The sequence below is a fragment of the Scytonema hankhaensis NUACC26 genome, assembly GCF_045865695.1.
Classification (GTDB): Bacteria; Cyanobacteriota; Cyanobacteriia; order Cyanobacteriales; family Nostocaceae; genus Scytonema.
The window spans coordinates 1-19,771 of sequence record NZ_BAACAP010000254.1; the positions used below are offsets into that span (position 1 = coordinate 1).

Below are 19,771 nucleotides of genomic sequence, written 5' to 3' on the forward strand. Positions count from 1 at the left end.
ACAGTATTGAACTCGCGATCGTGCCAATAGCGTTCTTGATAACGTTCAGCAGCAGCACCTAAAGTGAAACGAGTTCCTGTAGTGGGACCTTGAGCAAGATTGTGTTTGCCAGTAAGTAAACCTCCCGCTAACGGATTGTAAGGAATTACACCCAGCCCTTCTTCTTGCGCGAGGGGCAAGAGTTCTCGCTCAATTTCGCGAAACAATAGATTGTAGCGAGGCTGTATCGAGACAAAGCGAGTTAGATTCCGAACATCAGCACGACCTAAAGCGCGGCTGAGTCGGTAAGCTAAGAAGTTAGAGACTCCAATATAGCGTGCTTTACCAGAACGAACTATGGTGTCTAGAGCCTCTAAAGTCTCATCCAAAGGGGTTGAGGCATCATCAGAGTGCAATTGATACAGATCCACATAATCAGTTTGCAATCGTCTGAGAGAAGCATCGATCGCATCTAAAAGATGCTTGCGCGAAGCACCCCGATCCCAAGGTGCAGGACCAACCTTACCTACAGCCTTAGTCGCTAGTATAAAATGTTCGCGCTTGCCTTTGAGCCAGCGTCCAATGATTTCTTCGGTGCGTCCTACAGTGTCAATTCCACCGCCAAGGGGATAAACATCAGCTGTATCCAGAAAGTTAATACCAGCATCGGCGGCTGTATCAAGGATGACCCTAGAAGTTTCTTCGTCACTCTGCAATCCAAAGGTCATGGTGCCAAGAGTAAGGCGTGAAACAGTCAATCCTGTTTTACCGAGATTTGTAGTTGGTAACGTCATGATGATGTTGTTGATTGAAATTTCTAAATATAGAGGTTTTCAGTTGAGTGCAGTACATAAAAAAGGGCGTTGCTGAATCAAGATATGAATTTCAAAATTCCCATTGATGTAGAGACGCGATTAATCGCGTCTCTACATCGCGTCTCTACAAGGATGTGTAGGAAATTGAAAATGTGCTACGGTTCTATTTTTAAGGTGTGAACCAATTTAACCAACCCTCCCAAGTTTGTACCATCGCGGCAAATTCTGCATAACCGTCTGCTTTTGGATGAGCACCGTCATTAGCTTTCGCTTCTGTTAGCCAGATCGATGACTTCACCAAACTGGAAAACACATCAAGATATGGAACATTTAATTCATTACAAACTAATGCAAATTCCCGCGACAGATTTGCAATAATTTGATTTCTTTTTTCTTGATTGGCATCACCACACGGTGGTGGTCCAACCATCAAGATAGGATAGAGTTGCTTTGCTTGAGTCAGGATATTACGAGCATTTGCGATCGACTCTGAAAGTTCGATGCCTTGCTTTTTCCCCGCCCATCCTGAATCATTTACCCCAAAGGAAAACACTACTCGACCATCATGTTCTGGTGGGAGTCGATAGGAAACTTCTGAGTGCCAACGTTGTTTGAGATACCGACTCGTCTCTGCTCGTACCCCCAAGTTGTAGTGAGTGATTGCGTATCCTTTAGATTCAGTATTGCGACACACTCTACCTGTCCAGCCCAGAAACTCTGGATCGCCTGTGCCATTGACAAACGATTCACCAATAAAACAAATTCTGATTTCTTTGCGAGAATCTGACATTGCGATCGCAGGTTAAGTCAGTGGGCATAATTCAACTTGATTATATGATGTATCAGACAACTAGGGCAGTGTTGCGACGGTTCTGTGAAACTAGCCACTGTTGCAACTTCGGATCGCTGTACACTTCATCGGCAATAAAATGATCCCCATCAGGCAGTACGGTAAAATCTACTTTTCCCCCTAGTCCGCGCAAAGTAGCGACAATAGACTCTGTGTCCTCAATCGGTAGTTTTTCGTCTTTTCCACCTTGGAATATTTGAATGGGAATTTCCTTGAGTGCAGTCAGTTGAGTTTCGTCTAATGTCTTGGGTACACGACCTGATACTGCGACTAAACCAGCAAATCGTCCGGGATTGGAAGCGGCAATATGCCAAGCACCAGCCGTACCCAAGCTGAATCCAGACAAGATTACACGATATGGATCGATGGGATGTCCGGCGATGAGATCGTCAAGCAAAGCAATAACATCTGAATCTCGCTCCACCCAAGTCTGTCCTTCAGGAAGTTGGGGGGCTGCAAAAACATAAGGTAATGGGCTGGAAATATCTACAAAACGAGGTAGACCCCATTTCAGCAGCACATCTAAATCGTTACCGCGATCTCTCGCTCCGTGTAGAAAAAGTACAAGGGGCGAGGGTTTACTGGCATTGTCAGCAACAGGCGAGAAAAGATAAGGCAATGAACCATTGCTATTGTCTTGAGAGCGTTTTTCCACTGGCATATTCTTTACTCCTAAAGTTTACTAGCTAACTGCATGGGCTGGCTGTTTCCACACTGCTTTGGCATATAGTGAGTCCTGAAAGTCCGGTGCAACATTGTCGCTGGTAATGCGTGCCTCGTGCTGCTCCCAGTCAGCGAAGAACAAGTCATGGCTGATGCGTGCTACTATTGCTGGCACGTCACGTCGGATGCTGGGTACGTCACCGATAGGCAGACCGAAGCTCACGAAGCCAGCTGGGTTAAACACGTGGATGTCTTTGAGGTAGGGCTCACTGCCAGGTACTTTCTCTAGGTATTCGTGGGCGCTGCCGAGGTAGGGATGGGTTCCCAGATCGTCGTTGCGTTGGTCAGCCGGTGGCTCGTAGCGATCGCGCCAGAGGGCAATATGATGAGCAAAGTCGGCTAGTTCGGGACGTTTTGTTGGGTCAACAAAGTAACCAGTACCAGCGATCGCAAAATCAAACTCGAAAACATCATCGTTTACTTGAGCGACGATACGACCGCTCTTTTCCTGTGCTTTTTTCCAAGGTGCAGACAGATGCAAGTGGAAATTAGAAAACGCGCTCGCTCGCTCAATTGCATCAGGTGGTGGTGTGGAGCCTACTTGACGAAAGCGCCAAGCTTGAAACCAACGAGCTGCATCTGGCAGTTGTGGATAGTTGTAATAAGCACCAGGGTAACCTCGTACTCGAATTACTGGCAGTGATGCAATCTCCGAGCGACGTGCAAATAAGTGTACTGCTTTTGCTCCTGATTCCAGCGCCACCCCTGCTGCATCAAAAGCTGAAGCTGCAGCACCTATCACTGCCACAGTCTTACCTTGTAATGCGTCGAAGTCAATGGCATTAGCGGTGTGAGCGTAGAGCGTGCGCGGTAAGTCAGCGAGTACAGGCGGTATGTATGGACCACCAGTCCCAGCGACACCATTGGCGAAGATAATCTTACGTGTAGTTTCCACCTGCGGGACACCGTTTACCTCAAGGTGGAGGCGAAAAAAACCTTCGGCTGGCTCCACCCGCACCAACTTCGTCTGGTATCGAACTGAAATGCCGAGGAACTGCCGATACCAGCTGAGGTACTCAGCCCATGTCACTCGTGGAATGCGATCGATGGCTGCATATGCCTCAGCACCATGTCGTGCCTCATACCAGGCTTGGAAGGATAGTTCTGGGATGCCCAGTTCATGACCAGGTAAGTTCTTTGGCGTGCGTAGCTTTTTCATCCGCGCTCGCGTGAGCCACACGCCTGCATGGGTCTCGTCCTCAGCAGCATCAATTATCGTCACGCGACCAATGCCAGCACGCCGTAGCGCAAATGCAAATGTGCTGCCACTGCCACTACCACCTACTATTGTGACGTTGTGGTCTATCCCTGGACGGTCAGGTATCCAGTTTTCTGGATCGGAACCGAGTAGGCGTAGTGCCTCACGAGCATTAAAATCAATGTCAGTCGTTGCTGTCATGTTGCTCTTTGTGATTCGTCATTGGTAAGAATTTCAGGCAGATTTACATTTTGTAATGTAATTTGGTTTATTTCTGCCTAGCTACGTACAAAAATCTGTATTGCACGTACTGCGAAACATAATTATATGATACACGAATTATTCGTTTATCAAACATTAAATATTACAAACTATTTTTGATGGCTGAGATGATTGTGTGAGATGCTTGCTAGATAGGTCTTAGGGGCTTCTGAATATCTCTTGTGGTGTGGACTTTTAGCCCACTTTTGGAATGTACGGGCGGGGACGCCCGTACCACACGCAAGATGGAGTATTTATTTGAAAATTTTTTACTGTCAATCATTTTCGGTTGAGATTACTGGACAAGATTTGTGTTTAATTCTGAAGGCATGATGAACGGAAAAACGGTTTCGTATGCTCTAGCTGCTTGTAATACTAGTAAATCTCTGTATTTAGCAGAGACAATTTGTATACCCACAGGTAAGCCGTTTTTAGTGAAGCCACAAGGTACAGAGGCAGCTGGTTGTTGTGTAAGATTAAAAAGATATGCAAACGGCGACCAATCTCGTTGTGGCTTGTCAATATATGCTTGGGGTCTATTTTGTCCGACAGGAAAGGCAACTACAGGTAAAGTAGGCGTTATCAGTAGATCGTAATTTTCGTGAAAGCGTTGCAGATGTCTTCCTAAAGCTTCGCGAGCATCTTGGGCGTTGAGATATTCTGATAAAGTAATGCGATCGCCTTCTTTGGCTATACCCCGCAAGTCTTCTTCAATCGCAGCTTGTTGTTCTGGGCTAAAACCACGAAGTAACTTGGCTGCACCCGCCCACCACAAGGTTTGGAAAATACTACGGGGATTAGCAAAACCTGGATTGACTTCTTCAATAACAGCACCAAGTTTAGCGAAAACATCTATTGCTGCTTTCACTAAGGCGGCTACTTCTGGCTCGACATCAGCATATCCAAAATTGGGACTGTAAGCAATTCGCAATCCTGCTACACCCCGATCTAAATCAACAGTATAATCTTGTCGATTATCTGGTAAAGCATACCAATCGCGTACATCAGGACGAGCAATGACATTTAATGTAACTGCTGCATCAGTAACAGTGCGAACAAGAAGGCCAATATGAAACAAAGTACCTGTATGAGCTGATGGGTAACCAGCCACATATCCAAAAGTTGGTTTGAAACCAAACACCCCTGTTAACGCTGCTGGTGTTCTTGACGATCCGCCGCCATCTGTAGCGAGATGGACTGTTCCCATCCCTAATGCAGCAGCCACAGCCGCCCCACCACTACTACCTCCGGGTGTCAGTTCTGTATTCCAAGGATTGCGAGTGATACCAGTGAGAGGACTATCTGTGACACCTTTCCAACCAAATTCCGAGGTTGTAGTTTTTCCAAGTAATACGGCTCCCTGTTCGCGCAAACGAGCCACTGCAGGTGCATCTTCTTCCCAAGGTTGACTGACGATAATCGCTTTACTTCCTCGGCGCGTTGGTAAACCTTTAGTTAACAGTAAGTCTTTGGCAGTAAAGGGTATCCCATCCATCAAGCCAAGTGGATTTTTATTTAGCCAACGGACTTCTGAGGCATGGGCTTCAGCAAGAGCAGTCTTTTCATCTACGATCGCAAAAGCATTAACTGAGGTATTGTAAGTATCAATCCGTTCCAGAGCAGCTTTTGTTGCCTCTACTGGTGACAACTGGCGATCTCGATAGAGGGATAAAAGTTGAGAAGCAGAAAAATCGGCAATTTCTGACATATTTTAGGGTTTTGTAAACAAGAACTTGCGAAATTCTATACGGAATCAAACTTGCAGCAGTACAAGCCCACTTGTTAATACTTCATCCCACTGAGCTAGGTGGTTCTAGCTCAAAGGAAATTGCTGTTTCGCGGACAATCGGTGCATAGATGGTCAACATATGTGATACATCTTTTCCATTAACTAATCTGATTCTCGTTTTCAAAGCAAGTTATTGATTAAAGCTCAGTAGGTGGGAAAACAACTATGTAAAGGTATGTAAATATGCATCTTAACTAGATAGAACCCTCCTTTTTGAGACATTCAGTTCAGTTTCTTGCTTCTTAAAATGGATTTGTGGTAAGTTCTTAATTAAATAAAATACAGTATATTTATTAGATTACCGTACTTTGTTTCGTAACTCAAGCTTTGAGCTTATGCTGAACAATCAGTACAGGGAGTTGGGTCTAACGAAGTATGTTAGTACTCTTTGAGTAGCATTTTGGAATCAAGCTTTCCATGCAAATTCAAACTGTTGGTATTTTAAGTCCGGGTGACATGGGGCAGGCAATAGCAGCTGTACTCCATCAACATGGATTAAAGACAATTGCTGCTTTGGATGAACGGAGCGATCGCACTCGACAATTAGCAGCAGCAGCTAACGTCCAGGATGTCGGTTCCCTTAAACAACTGGTGATAGAATCAGATGTAGTGCTATCAGTTTTAGTACCCGCCGCCGCGACTGAAGCAGCAGAACGAGTGGCTGAGGTAATAGGCAGTACAGGTAAAAGCATTTTATACGTTGACTGTAACGCCATATCACCCCAAAAAGTAAAAAGTATTGCCCATATTATCGAATCCAAAGGTGGACAATTTGTTGATGCATCAATCATTGGACCGCCTCCACGAGTACCCAATCGCACCCGCATCTATGCATCAGGAAAACAGGCAGTTGAACTCCAACAACTACGGGATTATGGATTAGATATACGGGAGATTGGCAACGAAATTGGTAATGCTTCTGGTTTGAAGATGTGCTATGCAGCCTTGACAAAAGGACTGACAGCAATTGGCACAGAATTACTCATTGCAGCTCATCGCCTTGGTTTAGATCGACAACTCTGGGACGAAGTATTGAGCAGTCAACCAGAACTAGCAAAAATACTCTCCCGCTCTATTCCATCTATGACGCCAAAAGCACATCGGTGGATCGGGGAAATGGAAGAAATAGCAGAAACCTTTGAAGCGTTAGAGTTAACAGAGCGAATTTTCCAAGGAGCAGCTGATGTTTATCGCCTAGTCAAAGAAACGTCTTTGGGCAAAGAAACACCAGAAGAACGCGATCGCGAGCGTCCGATCGCAGAGGTTATTACAACTCTTTCTCAAGAAACTTTAAGAGTTACAAATCAGAAGAACTAGTGCTGCACCACATTAATTTTGAGGATCTGTCGAAAGTTTGTATCACCTCGATCCGGTGGCTCCGCCTAGGAATGCCTTACGGGAGGCTCCGCCTCCTCTATGGCGAGGCTCTGCCTCGCTGTCCGCATTCCCAGGTTCTACCTGGGAACGAGAGAGACTAGAGAGAAAAAATCCGTTCCACCCATGAAAACTTACGTGGCGAACCACTAGTAAATTATTTGTTACAGACAGTAAATAGTTAGACCACCAAATCGAGGAATTAATCTCATGAGCTTGGAACTACATCTATCAGGTAAAACAGCAATTGTTACAGGTGGTAGTGCGGGTATTGGTTTAGCCATTGCCAAAGCCCTGTATAGTGAAGGTGTGAATGTGACCATTGCTGCTCGTAACCCCCAGAACGATTAGAGAATGCAGTCAGTGCTATTCAGTCCCTACCCACACCAGGAGCGAAAGTCATTGCGATCGCAGCCGATCTGACACAAGTAGAAAGTGTTGATAAAGTTGTCTCAACTACACTGGAACAGTTTGGACAAATTGATATCTTAGTCAATAATGCAGGGTCAGCTCGTGCAGGGTCTTTTCTGGAACTAAGCGATGATGTATTTCTAGACGCTTGGAACCTAAAATTATTGGGTTACATTCGCCTAGTAAAAGCTGTTGTTCCCCATCAAAAAAATCGGCGAGATGGACGAATTGTCAATATTATTGGCGGTGCAGGTCGGACACCCCGTCCTGGCTTCCTTCCTGGTGGCACAACTAACGCTGCTTTGCTGAACTTCACGCGGGGAATTTCTAAAGAGTTAGCTGAGTATAACATTCGGATTAATGCTATTTCGCCCGGAGCGACCGCTACCGAACGGGCTGAACGCTTGGCAGAACAAAACGCTCAAGCTCGTGGGATTACAGTTGAGCAAGCAAAAGCAGAAACTTTACAAGGAATTCCTCTCAAAAGAATCGCCCAACCAGAAGAAATCGCTGCATTAACACTGTTTTTAGTGTCTGACCTTGCTGCTTCTATTACAGGTGCTGAGATTCTTGTTGATGGTGGACACACTCCAGGGGTTTAAAGTGCGGTAGTTTTTAATATCGGATAATACTCTTGTGGAGCAGGACATGGTTATGGTAAAGCACAAGAGTCGCTACTAAAGGAACTTTTAACCTTGTTGGGCATCTCGATCGTTCTTTTATCCTCCTTGTTCTTGTCATTGCATAACGTTGCTGTCCGAGTTTTATTTTCAGAACATCTCATACTGAGTTTATTTTTACTTGGTGGATACGTTAAACCAGATTTTCAGAATTCATTTTTGCTGATGTTTATGCGAATGCTACTGGTAGTTCCACTTATGGCTTCTGTAGCATTCAAACTCTATCCATCTGCTCTTCAAGAATTCCTAAGTTTGTTCAAGCGAGAACGCTTGGACGTTATGCTCCAAGCCTCTAGCTGTGGAATTCTCATGTTTGTGTATATTGCTTTACTCTACATTGCAATTGGCTTGATTCCTACTGGCATTGCAATTGCGCTCTTCTTCACCTATCCTGTCTTCACAGCACTACTGTCGTGGAAGTTTTTTGGCGATCGCCCTACACTCTTCCGTTGGCTAGTGATGAGTATTATTCTGGGGGGCGGTGTTCTGATTATTCCCCATTCTTCTACTAGCTACAGTAGTAATACCATTACGATTGGCATTTGTGCTAGTGTTGTGTCTGGGATAGTTTACGCCTTCTACAACGTCATCGCCCAAAAATGTCTAGAAAAATTCCATCCCGTTCCCTTTACGTGGATTAGTTTTGCCTTAACTTTGCTGCTCTCTGGTATTAGTTTATTGTTGTTTCCACCTAGCACTACCCAACTTGACTGGACACCTATGTGGGTTGGCAGTCTTTTTTCGGGTTTGACGAGCTTTATCGGGCACTCTCTATACAATTTAGGAATTCGCAAGAGCGGCGCAAATACTGCTTCTATTATCGGCTCTAGCAGCCCAGCATTAACGGCTCTGGTTGCATGGGCAACGATTAGCGAAACTTTAAACGTGATTCAGAGTGTAGGGATTGTTATAGTCACATTAGGGATTGCGTTACTGAGTAGAGAAAAGTTGATTCACAAGAGAAAATAGAGGCGATAAGCTTCGCTTATCGCCTCTAAAGATTTAGCGAAGAGGAGAAAACTTTTACCGTAGTTACTAGCAATAGTTAGTTAGATGACTAATATGTCCACCCGTTTGCTGCTTCCAAACAGTTATGCTACGATTTCACTGAATGAACATTCAATTAGCTAATAGAAGAGGTTTTAGAAGTTAATTAAGGTATTAAATTGATTAAGAATATAAAAATGGAAACCATAACTAAAAGACAAGCGTTGCTAAAAGCAATCTCCGAAAAATTAGAACAGGCTTATGAAGACACTTTAGAAGATGTCATAGAACTGTTAAATATTCGTAAGGCTGAAGATGAAGAAGATATTCAAGCTATTAATGACGTTAAAAATGATACTAGTATTAGTTGGGAAGAATATAAGCGAGAATTAGAATCGTGACCTATCAAATAAAAATTAAAATTAATGATACAGAGGTTCTCACTTAAATGAGCTAAAAATTTATCTGCGTTCGTCCGCGTTCATCTGGGGTTCCATAACATTTTCATGTATTGAGAAGAAAAAGGTTAATTCACAAGAAAAAAGAGGCGATAAGCGAAGCTTAACGGCTAAAGCCGTATCGCAACATTTGGAGCAAACCGCCTCTAGAGATTTAACGAAGAGGAGAAAATTTTAACCGTTACTGCTTGATATAAAAATTAGTAATCAAAATCGCCACCCAAGCCACCAGCACCAGGTGCGGTAGGAACAGCATCCTTCGGTTCTGGCTTGTCAACTACAATTGCTTCGGTGGTCAACACCATGCCTGCAATTGACGCTGCATTCTGCACAGCCGAACGGGTCACCTTCGCGGGGTCAACAATCCCTGCTTCAAACAAATCCACAAACTCGCCAGTTGTTGCGTCGTAGCCTACATTGAAGTCCTTCTCTTTGACTCGCTCCGCAACGACTGCACCGTTTTGACCCGCATTCTCTGCAATCCGCTTCAAGGGAGCAGCCAATGCTCGAGACACAATCAATGCCCCCGTCAATTCTTCACCCACTAGGGTAGACTTTGCCCAGTCTTCTAATCCAGGAGCCAGATGTGCCAGCGTCGTACCACCACCAGGAACAATACCTTCTTCAACAGCAGCTTTAGTAGCATTAATCGCATCTTCTAGGCGGAGTTTGCGGTCTTTGAGTTCAGTTTCAGTGGCAGCACCCACCTTAACGACCGCAACCCCGCCTGCTAGCTTTGCCAAACGTTCTTGCAGTTTCTCCTTATCATAAGAAGATTCGGTTTCTTCAATTTGCCGACGGATTTGCTCCACCCGCGCCTTTACAGCTTGCTCGTTACCTTCAGCAACAAGGGTGGTGCTATCTTTGGTAATGGTGATTCGGCGAGCTTTACCGAGTTGATCGAGCTTGGTAGCATCCAACTTCAAACCAGCATCTTCTGTAATTAACTGTCCCCCTGTAAGAATGGCAATGTCCTCCAAGATAGCCTTACGGCGATCCCCAAATCCAGGTGCTTTCACAGCAGCTACATTCAACACACCACGTAAGCGGTTAACAACCAAAGTTGCCAAAGCTTCTTTTTCAATGTCTTCGGCAATAATTACCAAGGGTTTGCCTTGACGCGCTACTTGCTCGAGAATGGGTACTAAATCTTGAACTAAAGCAATTTTCTTATCGGTTAACAACAGGAAAGGTTCGTCTAGCACTGCTTCTAACCGCTCGGTATCCGTTGCAAAATAGGGAGAAATATATCCCTTGTCGAAGTTCAACCCTTCTGTGACTTCTAATTCGGTGGTGACTGACTTACCTTCTTCTAGAGAAATTACTCCTTCACGACCAACCTTATCTAATGCTTCTGCAATTAGAGCACCCACAACTTCATCGTTTCCAGCAGAAATGGCAGCAACTTGAGCGATCGCTTTAGAGTCTTCGACGGGACGAGCGTGTTCTTTGATCTTGTCCACTAAAAAACCTGTGGCTTTATCGATACCACGCTTGAGTTGAATGGCGTTTGCACCAGCAGCAACGTTCCGCAATCCTTCTTTAACAATAGCGTGAGCCAAAACGGTTGCAGTTGTGGTACCATCTCCTGCTGCATCATTAGTTTTGGAAGCAGCTTGACGGATTAAGGATACACCAGTGTTTTCAACGTGATCTTCCAGTTCAATTTCTTTGGCGATGGTGACTCCATCATTGACAATTTGAGGAGCGCCAAATTTCTTCTCCAAAACAACGTTACGACCTTTAGGACCGAGGGTAACAGCTACTGCCTCAGCTAGAATATCAATTCCTTTTTCCAATGCACGACGAGCATTTTCGTTGTAAATGATGCGCTTTGCCATATTTGTTCTTTGTCCTTTGTTGTTGTATCAGTGACCAGTGACCAGTGACCAGTGACCAGTGACCAATTCCCAATCCCCAATCCCCAATGACTATGAAACTATCGCAAGAATGTCCTTCTCGGATAACAGGACATATTCTTCCGTACCAAGCTTGATGTCGGTACCAGCATACTTGGAGTAGAGAACTTTATCCCCAACTGCAATATCAATTGCCTGACGAGTGCCATTATCATTCAGCTTGCCAGGACCCACTGCAACAATTTCACCCACTTGAGGCTTTTCTTTGGCACTATCAGGCAGAAGAATACCGCCTGTCGTTTTCTCTTCGGACTCACTAACCTTAATGAAAACTCGATCGCCTAGAGGCTTAACAGTGGATACGCTCAACGTTATGGATGGCATACACAATCCTCCAAACTCACAAAATAAGGTGATTAACAGCAAGCAAATTTAAAGGTTGCTGGTAGTTGAGGCTAAAAATCCAGTAAGTTCATCGGGATACTGAACTTTATCATATCAAGTATGATGTCATATAGTTATGTAAAAATCAAGCGGTTTAGAAAAAGAACTAGCAGTTGCTGTTGGCAACTGCCACATTTTCAGTAAAATCTTCTCCAATGCTTTGTAGAAAAGCTAATCAGGATAGAAAACTATCGTCCGTAATTCAACACTCTGACGTAGCGGAGCATCTGGAGGGCTTGTGGGGTCGTCAAATCCCGTATGAGCAGCAAACCTCGCCCTTCCATCCTCTGCAGAGTCAAAGCACTTAATAAATAGCGCTTCGTCTGGTTGCATTTGGGGGAAGTAGAACCAATTGTGTGATGGGTTATAGGTGATTGAGTAGGTTTCACCAGCGTAATTAGGGTACAAAAGATCTCTAGCCACAAGGTCTTTTGGTGCAATACTTTGGGCATCGCACACTGCTAATGGTGACTCTTGAATTGGTGCGATCGCTCGCCAAATATTAATCAGTTTAGTAGTTGCTATTGCTTCAACAAAAGTCATCCGAAATAGCATTACATAGACTGCTGTAAGTAGAGTTACGTAACCTCCACTGAAAAAACCACCATAGATACCAAGTATAAAAGTAGCTGTATAACCAGCAATTTCAGTTATTGGTGAAGGTATTCCTTCTACTGGAACTAGTCCTGCATTACGGTTAGTAATTGAAAATACAGCGACTGCGATCGTAGAGATAGAAATAATAAGTGGCATTGATTTTGATGGGATAACAAGAATAAGTAATGCACCCAAAATTGACCCGATAAGAGTCAAGAATATCAGCAATGGTAACCGTCTAGTATCGATCGCGTTTTTACCAAGAAAAGGTAGTGTTCCACCAATACTCATTAAGGTTAATGCCAGCATATTAGTTGCAATGGCGATACACGGCTCAACTCCAAACTCAAGCATGACTGGTACGGTAATGAGGGAAGTGCTACCAGCAATAACGCTAATAATGCTAGCTAGCAAGAAAATTCCCGCAAGAATTAGTATTGAGTAAACACCCATACAATAGGAGGATTTAATTGTTATCAATCAATATTTTGAAAGTATTTTTGCTGTTTATCAAGTCTTTTAAAACTATAGTTTAATCTACCTACTTAACAAGTAAAAAAAGAATTTTATTGGTAACAACTAAGTTGGTAAAAAAGATACTAAAACCAAATAAATGCTTTTTTATTTGTCTATTTTTATACTTAATTGACTCTCTTACTCTGTCTTAACAGGCATACCAAAATTACGGAAGAACCTAAGTTAAGATGTCAAAGGTATTCCCAGAATTGCGTCAAGCTCTCTATAAATTTATTTACAGAAAGACTTTTCTTTCCAGAAGAGTTATACGCTCAATAAAAGTACGATAATATTATCGATAAACAGGAATATGCAGGTTAACAAGTGTTGGTATTTGTCAGAAGGGCTTACTGTTCAACCGCTGCTTGCGATCGAGGTCTGGTGGTTGGGTGTTACAGGTTGAATCATACACACAAAACCTGATAAATATGTAGTATAATAAACTAAATTATTTTTACCACAAGCGTTTAATTAAAGCATTAGTGGCTGAGGAGATGTCATATAGGATTTTGTTAGTAGCAAAAGTCTGCTACTCGAACATTTGTTGCCATACACTATATTAAGCACCGTGATTGATTCTAATGTCCTGATAGCACATCCTTCAACCACCACGATCGCGATCGTCGGCGCAGGCTTTAGTGGTTCTTTAGTAGCGGCTCACCTGTTAAAAACTGCCAACAGACCCCTGCTGATCGAGCTGATTGAGCGCAGTCACGAAATTGGCAAGGGAGTTGCCTACAGCACCGACACCACCAGCCATTTGCTCAATGTATCCGCAGGCAAGATGAGTGCCTTTCCCGACGATCCCGGTCATCTGCTGCGCTGGCTGCAGTATAACCGCAGCGAGTTGGCAGCATTCCTACCCAATGACTTGAACGCCAGCAGCTTCATTCCCCGTCAGATCTACGGGCTTTATATCCAATCCATTCTGGAGGAAGCTGAAGCCACGGCTTCGAGTAACGTTCGGCTGGAGCGCGTCATCGATGAAGTGGTAGCAGTAGAGCCACAAGCCAAACAAGTAATCGTCTCCTTGCGGAGCAGCCGTACTTTCGTGGCAGATAAAATTGTGCTGGCAGTAGGAAATGCGCCCACTCCTCCCCCAGTGTCTCAACCTATAGCATCACAGCAGAACGATCGCACCAACAACTCCTACCTACGCCATGCCTGGTCAGCCGATGCGTTAGCAGAGCTTGAGCCGGATGCGCCTGTATTGCTGATTGGCACTGGACTGACTATGGTGGATATGGTAGTGGCACTCCACGAGCGCAACCATCGGGGCAAAATTGATGCCGTGTCTCGCCGGGGCTTGTTTCCGCTGCCGCATCAATCAACAAAACCCTACCCCGCCTTCCTAACCCCAGACACCGCACCTAAAACGACTCGGGGCTTGCTGCGGCGCATTCGCACTGAAGTGCAGACGGCAATGGAGCAGGGGTACGATTGGCGAGCGGTAATTGATTCCCTGCGTCCCATCACCCAGCAACTCTGGCAACAACTGCTCCGCGTGGAGCAGCAGCGTTTTTTGCGCCATGTCACCCCCTATTGGGATGTACATCGGCATCGAATTGCCCCCGAAATTGGCAAGGTTATCCAGGCAATGCTGGATTCAGGGCAACTAACTATTACCTCCGGACGCATTCAGGACTATCAAACGGCATCTGACGGGGTAGCAGTGACAGTTCGCCGACGCCAAACGACAACAAATTGGATCTTGCAGGTTAGCCGTGTGGTGAATTGCACCGGGGTACACGCAGATTATCGTCGCTCACCCCAACCCCTGATTGCCAATTTACGTGACCAGGGGTTGATCCGCCCCAACGACATTGGCTTGGGGTTGGATACTGCTGCTGATGGTGTCGTATTCGATGCTCAAAACAACCGTTCAACCCTACTCTATACCTTGGGTACGCCGCGCAAAGGCAATTTGTTTGAAACGATCGCCGTCCCAGAACTGCGCGAGCAGGCACAGGCACTAGCGGTAACTTTGTTGCAGTCACTCCCAGTGCGGGTACGTCCCGTTTCACCCTTTTCTCGCGCCATTAAACAAGACAGCAACGCTCCTCGACCAACCATCCCCCAGTCAACGCTGTTGTTTCGCCAATTCTTTGACCCGGAATCGAGCACCTACACCTATCTGATTGCGGACAGTCAAACGAAAGAAGCGGTGCTGGTTGATACAGTATTGGAGCAGGTTAACCGTGATTTACAAGCGCTGGATGACTTGGGGTTGACCCTGCGCTACTGTTTGGAAACTCACATCCATGCCGATCATATCACCGGGGCAGGTAAACTGAGACAGCAAACGGGTTGTCAGGTAATGGTGCCCCTAAATAGTACTGCTCGGTCTGCAGATCGCTCCCTTGTCGATCGCGAAACCTTAATTGTGGGGACGGTACGTATTGAGGCGATCTCCACACCAGGGCACACCGATAGCCATCTGGCTTATTTAGTCAACAACACTCATCTATTAACAGGGGATGCCTTATTAATTCGGGGCTGTGGACGTACAGACTTCCAATCAGGAGATGCGGGCATTCTGTACGATACGGTGACGCAACAGTTATTTACTCTCCCAGAGGAAACCCTAGTTTATCCCGCCCATGACTACAAAGGGCGCACCGTTTCCACGATTGGCGAAGAAAAACGCCTCAATCCCCGATTTGCTGGTCGTAGCCGCGATCAATTTATCACAATCATGAGCCATCTAGGTTTGAGCTATCCCAAAAAGATGAACGAAGCCGTACCCGCCAATGAATACTGTGGCGATTTCATGCCAGAAGCGAGTCTGAGCAATGGTAAGAGTTCGGCGGATGCAGATCGTGAAAAAGTAGAACTGACACTATCGACCAATACTGAAATCTATGAGGACTACTTTGCTATGTACATTTAGCTCTCCAGGATACTTGTCAAACATAGTTAACCCAACACACCCGGATTAACATCTAAAATATTTTCCTCAAGCAGAATTGACATAATTTCAATTCCTTGTAAATGTGTTTTACCACTGTTGTCAGTCTGCGATCGCACAACGTTATGCAAAACTTCTCTTTCTTTAATGGTGTTAAATCTATACCAGAGCATTCCCATAATACCTTTTCTCATCGCAAAGTGTCTATAACTCATAATTCAAATCTCAAATGAAAAAGATTCTACATCCCATATACTTAGATATGGGTTTAATTTCACAAGTTAAATAAAAATTGAATTTATACCGAAAAATAGGAGGATGTACATATGTGGTTGGATGCGATCGCTCATATTCAAGTGACATATTCGCCTGAAGTAGAAGATGCAATGCTATTTTTCTACAGCAAAGTTTTGGGACTTACTGAAATAGACAAACCTGAGGCAATTAAGGCTAATGGGGGTGCTTGGTATGTTCTGGGAGATATTCAGGTTCACCTTAGTATAGAGAAAAACCCAGATAACGCAACTTCTCGGCGACACATTTGCTACTTAGTACAGGATTTAAAAGCATTCAAACAACACTTACAAAAACATGGAGTGGAAATAATTGGCGATCGCTTTCCAGTACCGGGGCTAAATCGCTTCTTTCTACGCGATCCTGCTGGAAATCGCATAGAAATAGCAGAGCAATCAATTAAATCTACACCCAAGTGTATTTAATATGGTGTTAACAAATTTACTGCAAGCAGCTAAAATTGCTGTTGATATACCCAAACCTAAAAAATTGTCGCGTTTTATATGGTTGGACATATTAACTTATGAGTATCTTATAACCGAAGACCCGCTTGTTTCATGAGCGGTAAAATGCGATCGCCAAAAAATTCTAGGTCTTTCTTAAAGTCAAAAAAGCTCAATTGCAAGCCGTCAACACCTGCCTTTTTCAGTTGTAAAAACTGTTCGACAACCTGTTCGGGCGTACCAATAACCTCAATGTTACCACCAATAGCTCGACGTTTTGGTGCATCAATACCCCGGCGACCCTTCCAAGCGTGAGCGTCGCTGTCAAATCTACTAAAACCCAAAGGCGCATCTGAGTCGGCGTGGGCGACTATAGCATCATAGTAAGCCCAAGTTTCGCGTTCAGTTTCGTGGCTGATTACCATGGGGTTAAGGAGTGTTCGTACTTCGCGTCCAATATCCCGTGCTGCTTGTTTAACTCTTTCAGTATGTGCGGGCAGTAATTTAATGGCACTGGCAAAGTCCGAGCCTCCTGGGCTAGTGATGAACACGATGTCAGAATAGCGTGCGGCGAAGGAGATACCGGCGTCCGATCCTGTGGCATTGACTAAGACTGGACGACCGTATTTCGGCTTAGGTGTAACAAAGGCGTTGTGGAGTTTCCACGAAGACTTGCCCTCAAATGAAAAGTTTTCGTCATCACCCCACAGGCGTTGTACTACTTCGATGAACTCGGCTGCAAGTTCATAACGATGGTCGTGCTCAATGCGTTCCCAACCAAACATCTCGTGTTCAACAGCACGATGCCCAGTTACTACGTTAATACCCCAGCGACCTCCTGATATATGGTCTAGCGTTGCACCATACTTGGCAAAGTGTAATGGATGAATTGGTCCATATAACACATGGATAGTGGAGATGAGTAGAATTTTATACGTCAGACTCGTTAGGGCAGCTGTAGTCATAAATGAGTCTAACGCTTGACCGTTGAACACACCACCATAACCACCTTTGGGTAGCCATTGTGACAGTGCAAACACTAAGTCAAAGCCCAGTGCCTCGGCGTGCAGCACAAGAGCTTTATTGTACTCAAAGCTCCAATCTGTAGTGCGTGGTAATGTGGAGGCACTCCAACCACCTGCTTGGATTGGCAGAAATAACCCTAGCAATACAGGCTGCTTTAGGGCTTGGGAGAGAGGACTAAGCTCAAAGTCTATTGGAGATGCAAAGCGATCGCAACCGACAATCGAACCAGGGTAATGGCTAAGGGTCATTGCTCAAATTGTATATTTCAGTAGTTACGTAAAATTCTTCAATCTAATAAATCTGGTTGGTCGCGAGTAATTTCATCCCACAAATACTGAAATCCACGCCAACCTGCTTCGTGAGTCCCGTTACGTTTTTGAATCCCTAGGGCAAGATCGTGCCATTTCAACCAATCTTTTGACATAAGGGGTAATTCCCATTTCTTGCAAATTGTGGCTTTGCAGAACGACAAGTACGCTGTAGGTTTATTAAAATACGCTAAATCGATTGACTAATTGGATTTTACAACATATACACACTATCATAAAAAATCTTACCAAAATTAAACTTTCAAGCTTTAGTAATCAACTTTACCAGCAATGTTAAAGCATCTGTGATTCAATAATGCCAAAAGCAATAATTGTAAGCAGAGATTTTAATAATGGAACATCGCTTAGGGAGCCTCAAAGGATTTAGAGGACTGAACCTCTATTACCAAAGCTGGCATCCACTCGGTAATCCTTGTGCAATAGTACTGATTATACATGGATTAGGAAGTCATAGTGGTTTGTTTAGCAACGTAGTTGAGCATCTCGTCGGATCTGGATATGCTGTCTATGGGTTGGATTTGCGTGGACATGGACGCTCACAAGGTCAGCGAGGACATATCAATACTTGGTCTGAGTTTCGAGAAGATCTCAAAGCCTTCTTTAAATTGATTGAGGTACAACATCCAGGATACCCACGCTTTCTCTTAGGTCACAGTCTGGGGGGAGCGATCGTTTTAGACTATGTACTACGTTTTCCAACCGTAGTACAGGGTGTGATTACAATGGCTCCACCCTTGGGAAGGGTTGGCGTTTCACCCGTCAAGTTGAGCTTGGGGCGCACACTCTCACAAGTGATGCCACGCTTCGCACTCAATACTGGTTTTGCTGGCGCTACAGTTTCAAGGGATCAGAACGTGCTAGCGACTTTCACTCAAGATCGACTCATGCATTCTTGGGGGAGTGCACGTCTGGCGACAGAGTTTTTAGCCGCGATCGCTTGGATTCAATCCCATGCAGATGATTTACTTGTACCAATCTTGATTCTTCATGGTGGAGCCGATCGAGTAGCTCTTCCTGAAGGCAGTCGTGTCTTCTTTGAAAAGATTAGCTTCCCAGACAAAGAGCGTTACGAATATCCTCAAAGCCGTCATGCCCTTCATCGGGATCTCGATTATCAGGAAATGTTAGCTGACTTGGAAGATTGGCTGGCTCGACATATCAAAGGAAGAACTTTACTCCCTTTCAGACGGCGAGCAGTGTCAGATGAATATATGCTCGGATAAAGAAACCAAACTCCACAAATCTTAATCTCCCCCACTACCTACGGCGGTAATGGGGGAGATTAAGATTTGTCAATGCAATCTTCAAAAAAGAATTACTACTCAGGCTGAATCAGTGAGGAACGCAGGTGCAGTCTAAGAAAGCGTAGCCAGCACAACCAAACTTTAGCAGGTTGGTCAAAGAATGTAAAAATATCGCCAAAGCTTACGTTAGTTTTTTGATGGTGAAGCCAATGTTGCTCGGGAGTTGTGATGAACAGAATCTGACACAAAAAATTCACTGACTTCGGAGTTTGCCAACTGATGACGCTGGTATGTCTCCACCAGACATGAAACTGACCAAAAAGCATTCCAAAGACTACGCCGACGGGAGAAAAAGACCATAAAACTAATGCTACCAGTATATACGGTAAAGCACCTAGAAAACCATCTAAAAGAATCTGGTAATTGAACATCACAATAGCGTAGTGACGGAATTCTTTCTTTGCAGAGTGGTGTGTTTTTAGGTGGAGACTACCAAAAACATGTTCGGGTACGTGGTAGCAGAAGGTAGAAAGAAAGTCCCCAAAAAACAGTAACAGCCAAGCCAAAGCTAAAGCCTTAAACATTT

Annotated in this window: 20 protein-coding genes; 8 read left to right on the forward strand and 12 right to left on the reverse strand. The window is 44.6% G+C overall.

What is annotated here, in order from left to right; genetic code table 11:
- The 5 genes from ACKTT2_RS50265 to ACKTT2_RS50285 form a co-directional block, all read right to left on the reverse strand.
- Positions 1-773: aldo/keto reductase (locus ACKTT2_RS50265; protein ID WP_407900635.1), on the reverse strand; the 773-nt coding region annotated here is incomplete at its 3' end.
- Positions 774-963: 190 nt separating this feature from the next.
- A complete protein-coding gene (locus ACKTT2_RS50270; protein WP_407900636.1) occupies positions 964-1,584 on the reverse strand; it encodes a GDSL-type esterase/lipase family protein in 621 nt (206 codons plus the stop codon).
- A gap of 52 nt (positions 1,585-1,636) precedes the next feature.
- On the reverse strand, positions 1,637-2,305 hold the full coding sequence (locus tag ACKTT2_RS50275; protein WP_407900637.1) for a carboxylesterase family protein: 669 nt from the start codon (positions 2,303-2,305) through the stop codon (positions 1,637-1,639).
- Positions 2,306-2,326: 21 nt separating this feature from the next.
- Positions 2,327-3,766 (reverse strand): NAD(P)-binding domain-containing protein, encoded by a 1,440-nt coding sequence (locus ACKTT2_RS50280; RefSeq protein ID WP_407900638.1) that lies wholly within the window; start codon positions 3,764-3,766, stop codon positions 2,327-2,329.
- A gap of 355 nt (positions 3,767-4,121) precedes the next feature.
- The gene (locus tag ACKTT2_RS50285) at positions 4,122-5,534 is read right to left on the reverse strand and encodes an amidase (protein ID WP_407900639.1); all 1,413 of its coding nucleotides are present in this window, start codon (positions 5,532-5,534) and stop codon (positions 4,122-4,124) included.
- 498 nt (positions 5,535-6,032) lie between these two features.
- On the opposite strand from ACKTT2_RS50285, the gene ACKTT2_RS50290 reads away from it, so the two are divergent.
- The 5 genes from ACKTT2_RS50290 (at position 6,033) to ACKTT2_RS50310 (ending at position 9,468) form a co-directional block, all read left to right on the forward strand.
- Positions 6,033-6,932 carry an NAD(P)-dependent oxidoreductase gene (locus ACKTT2_RS50290; RefSeq protein WP_407900640.1) on the forward strand — a complete coding sequence of 300 codons (900 nt, stop codon included), beginning with the start codon at positions 6,033-6,035 and terminating at the stop codon, positions 6,930-6,932.
- Positions 6,933-7,199: 267 nt separating this feature from the next.
- Entirely contained in the window at positions 7,200-7,340 is a 141-nt protein-coding gene (locus ACKTT2_RS50295; RefSeq protein WP_407900641.1) for an SDR family NAD(P)-dependent oxidoreductase, read from the forward strand.
- A gap of 50 nt (positions 7,341-7,390) precedes the next feature.
- A complete protein-coding gene (locus tag ACKTT2_RS50300; RefSeq protein WP_407900813.1) occupies positions 7,391-8,002 on the forward strand; it encodes an SDR family oxidoreductase in 612 nt (203 codons plus the stop codon).
- A 93-nt stretch (positions 8,003-8,095) separates the two neighbouring features.
- Positions 8,096-9,049 (forward strand): DMT family transporter, encoded by a 954-nt coding sequence (locus ACKTT2_RS50305; RefSeq protein WP_407900642.1) that lies wholly within the window; start codon positions 8,096-8,098, stop codon positions 9,047-9,049.
- A 215-nt stretch (positions 9,050-9,264) separates the two neighbouring features.
- Positions 9,265-9,468, forward strand: coding sequence for a hypothetical protein (locus tag ACKTT2_RS50310; protein WP_407900643.1), 204 nt, complete (start codon positions 9,265-9,267; stop codon positions 9,466-9,468).
- A 257-nt stretch (positions 9,469-9,725) separates the two neighbouring features.
- Here the strand turns inward: ACKTT2_RS50310 and groL are convergent, their stop codons facing one another.
- The 3 genes from groL to ACKTT2_RS50325 form a co-directional block, all read right to left on the reverse strand.
- On the reverse strand, positions 9,726-11,366 hold the full coding sequence (gene groL, locus ACKTT2_RS50315; protein ID WP_407900644.1) for a chaperonin GroEL: 1,641 nt from the start codon (positions 11,364-11,366) through the stop codon (positions 9,726-9,728).
- 90 nt (positions 11,367-11,456) lie between these two features.
- Positions 11,457-11,768 (reverse strand): co-chaperone GroES, encoded by a 312-nt coding sequence (groES, locus tag ACKTT2_RS50320; protein ID WP_407900645.1) that lies wholly within the window; start codon positions 11,766-11,768, stop codon positions 11,457-11,459.
- Positions 11,769-11,999: 231 nt separating this feature from the next.
- Positions 12,000-12,878 carry a CmcJ/NvfI family oxidoreductase gene (locus ACKTT2_RS50325; protein WP_407900646.1) on the reverse strand — a complete coding sequence of 293 codons (879 nt, stop codon included), beginning with the start codon at positions 12,876-12,878 and terminating at the stop codon, positions 12,000-12,002.
- Positions 12,879-13,509: 631 nt separating this feature from the next.
- On the opposite strand from ACKTT2_RS50325, the gene ACKTT2_RS50330 reads away from it, so the two are divergent.
- Entirely contained in the window at positions 13,510-15,831 is a 2,322-nt protein-coding gene (locus ACKTT2_RS50330) for an FAD/NAD(P)-binding protein (RefSeq protein WP_407900647.1), read from the forward strand.
- 26 nt (positions 15,832-15,857) lie between these two features.
- On the opposite strand, the gene ACKTT2_RS50335 is transcribed toward ACKTT2_RS50330, so the two are convergent.
- Positions 15,858-16,064 (reverse strand): hypothetical protein, encoded by a 207-nt coding sequence (locus ACKTT2_RS50335; RefSeq protein WP_407900648.1) that lies wholly within the window; start codon positions 16,062-16,064, stop codon positions 15,858-15,860.
- Between the two features lie 111 nt (positions 16,065-16,175).
- On the opposite strand from ACKTT2_RS50335, the gene ACKTT2_RS50340 reads away from it, so the two are divergent.
- A complete protein-coding gene (locus tag ACKTT2_RS50340; protein ID WP_407900649.1) occupies positions 16,176-16,568 on the forward strand; it encodes a VOC family protein in 393 nt (130 codons plus the stop codon).
- A 107-nt stretch (positions 16,569-16,675) separates the two neighbouring features.
- On the opposite strand, the gene ACKTT2_RS50345 is transcribed toward ACKTT2_RS50340, so the two are convergent.
- Both ACKTT2_RS50345 and ACKTT2_RS50350 read right to left on the reverse strand, forming a co-directional pair.
- Positions 16,676-17,860: an LLM class flavin-dependent oxidoreductase gene (locus tag ACKTT2_RS50345; RefSeq protein WP_407900650.1), complete on the reverse strand. Its 1,185-nt coding sequence runs from the start codon at positions 17,858-17,860 to the stop codon at positions 16,676-16,678.
- A gap of 38 nt (positions 17,861-17,898) precedes the next feature.
- On the reverse strand, positions 17,899-18,036 hold the full coding sequence (locus ACKTT2_RS50350) for a hypothetical protein (RefSeq protein WP_407900651.1): 138 nt from the start codon (positions 18,034-18,036) through the stop codon (positions 17,899-17,901).
- A 237-nt stretch (positions 18,037-18,273) separates the two neighbouring features.
- Between ACKTT2_RS50350 and ACKTT2_RS50355 the strand changes: the two genes are divergently transcribed.
- The gene (locus tag ACKTT2_RS50355; RefSeq protein WP_407900652.1) at positions 18,274-19,164 is read left to right on the forward strand and encodes an alpha/beta hydrolase; all 891 of its coding nucleotides are present in this window, start codon (positions 18,274-18,276) and stop codon (positions 19,162-19,164) included.
- Between the two features lie 95 nt (positions 19,165-19,259).
- Here the strand turns inward: ACKTT2_RS50355 and ACKTT2_RS50360 are convergent, their stop codons facing one another.
- The gene (locus ACKTT2_RS50360; RefSeq protein WP_407900653.1) at positions 19,260-19,769 is read right to left on the reverse strand and encodes a sterol desaturase family protein; all 510 of its coding nucleotides are present in this window, start codon (positions 19,767-19,769) and stop codon (positions 19,260-19,262) included.
- Between the last annotated feature and the right edge of the window lie 2 nt (positions 19,770-19,771).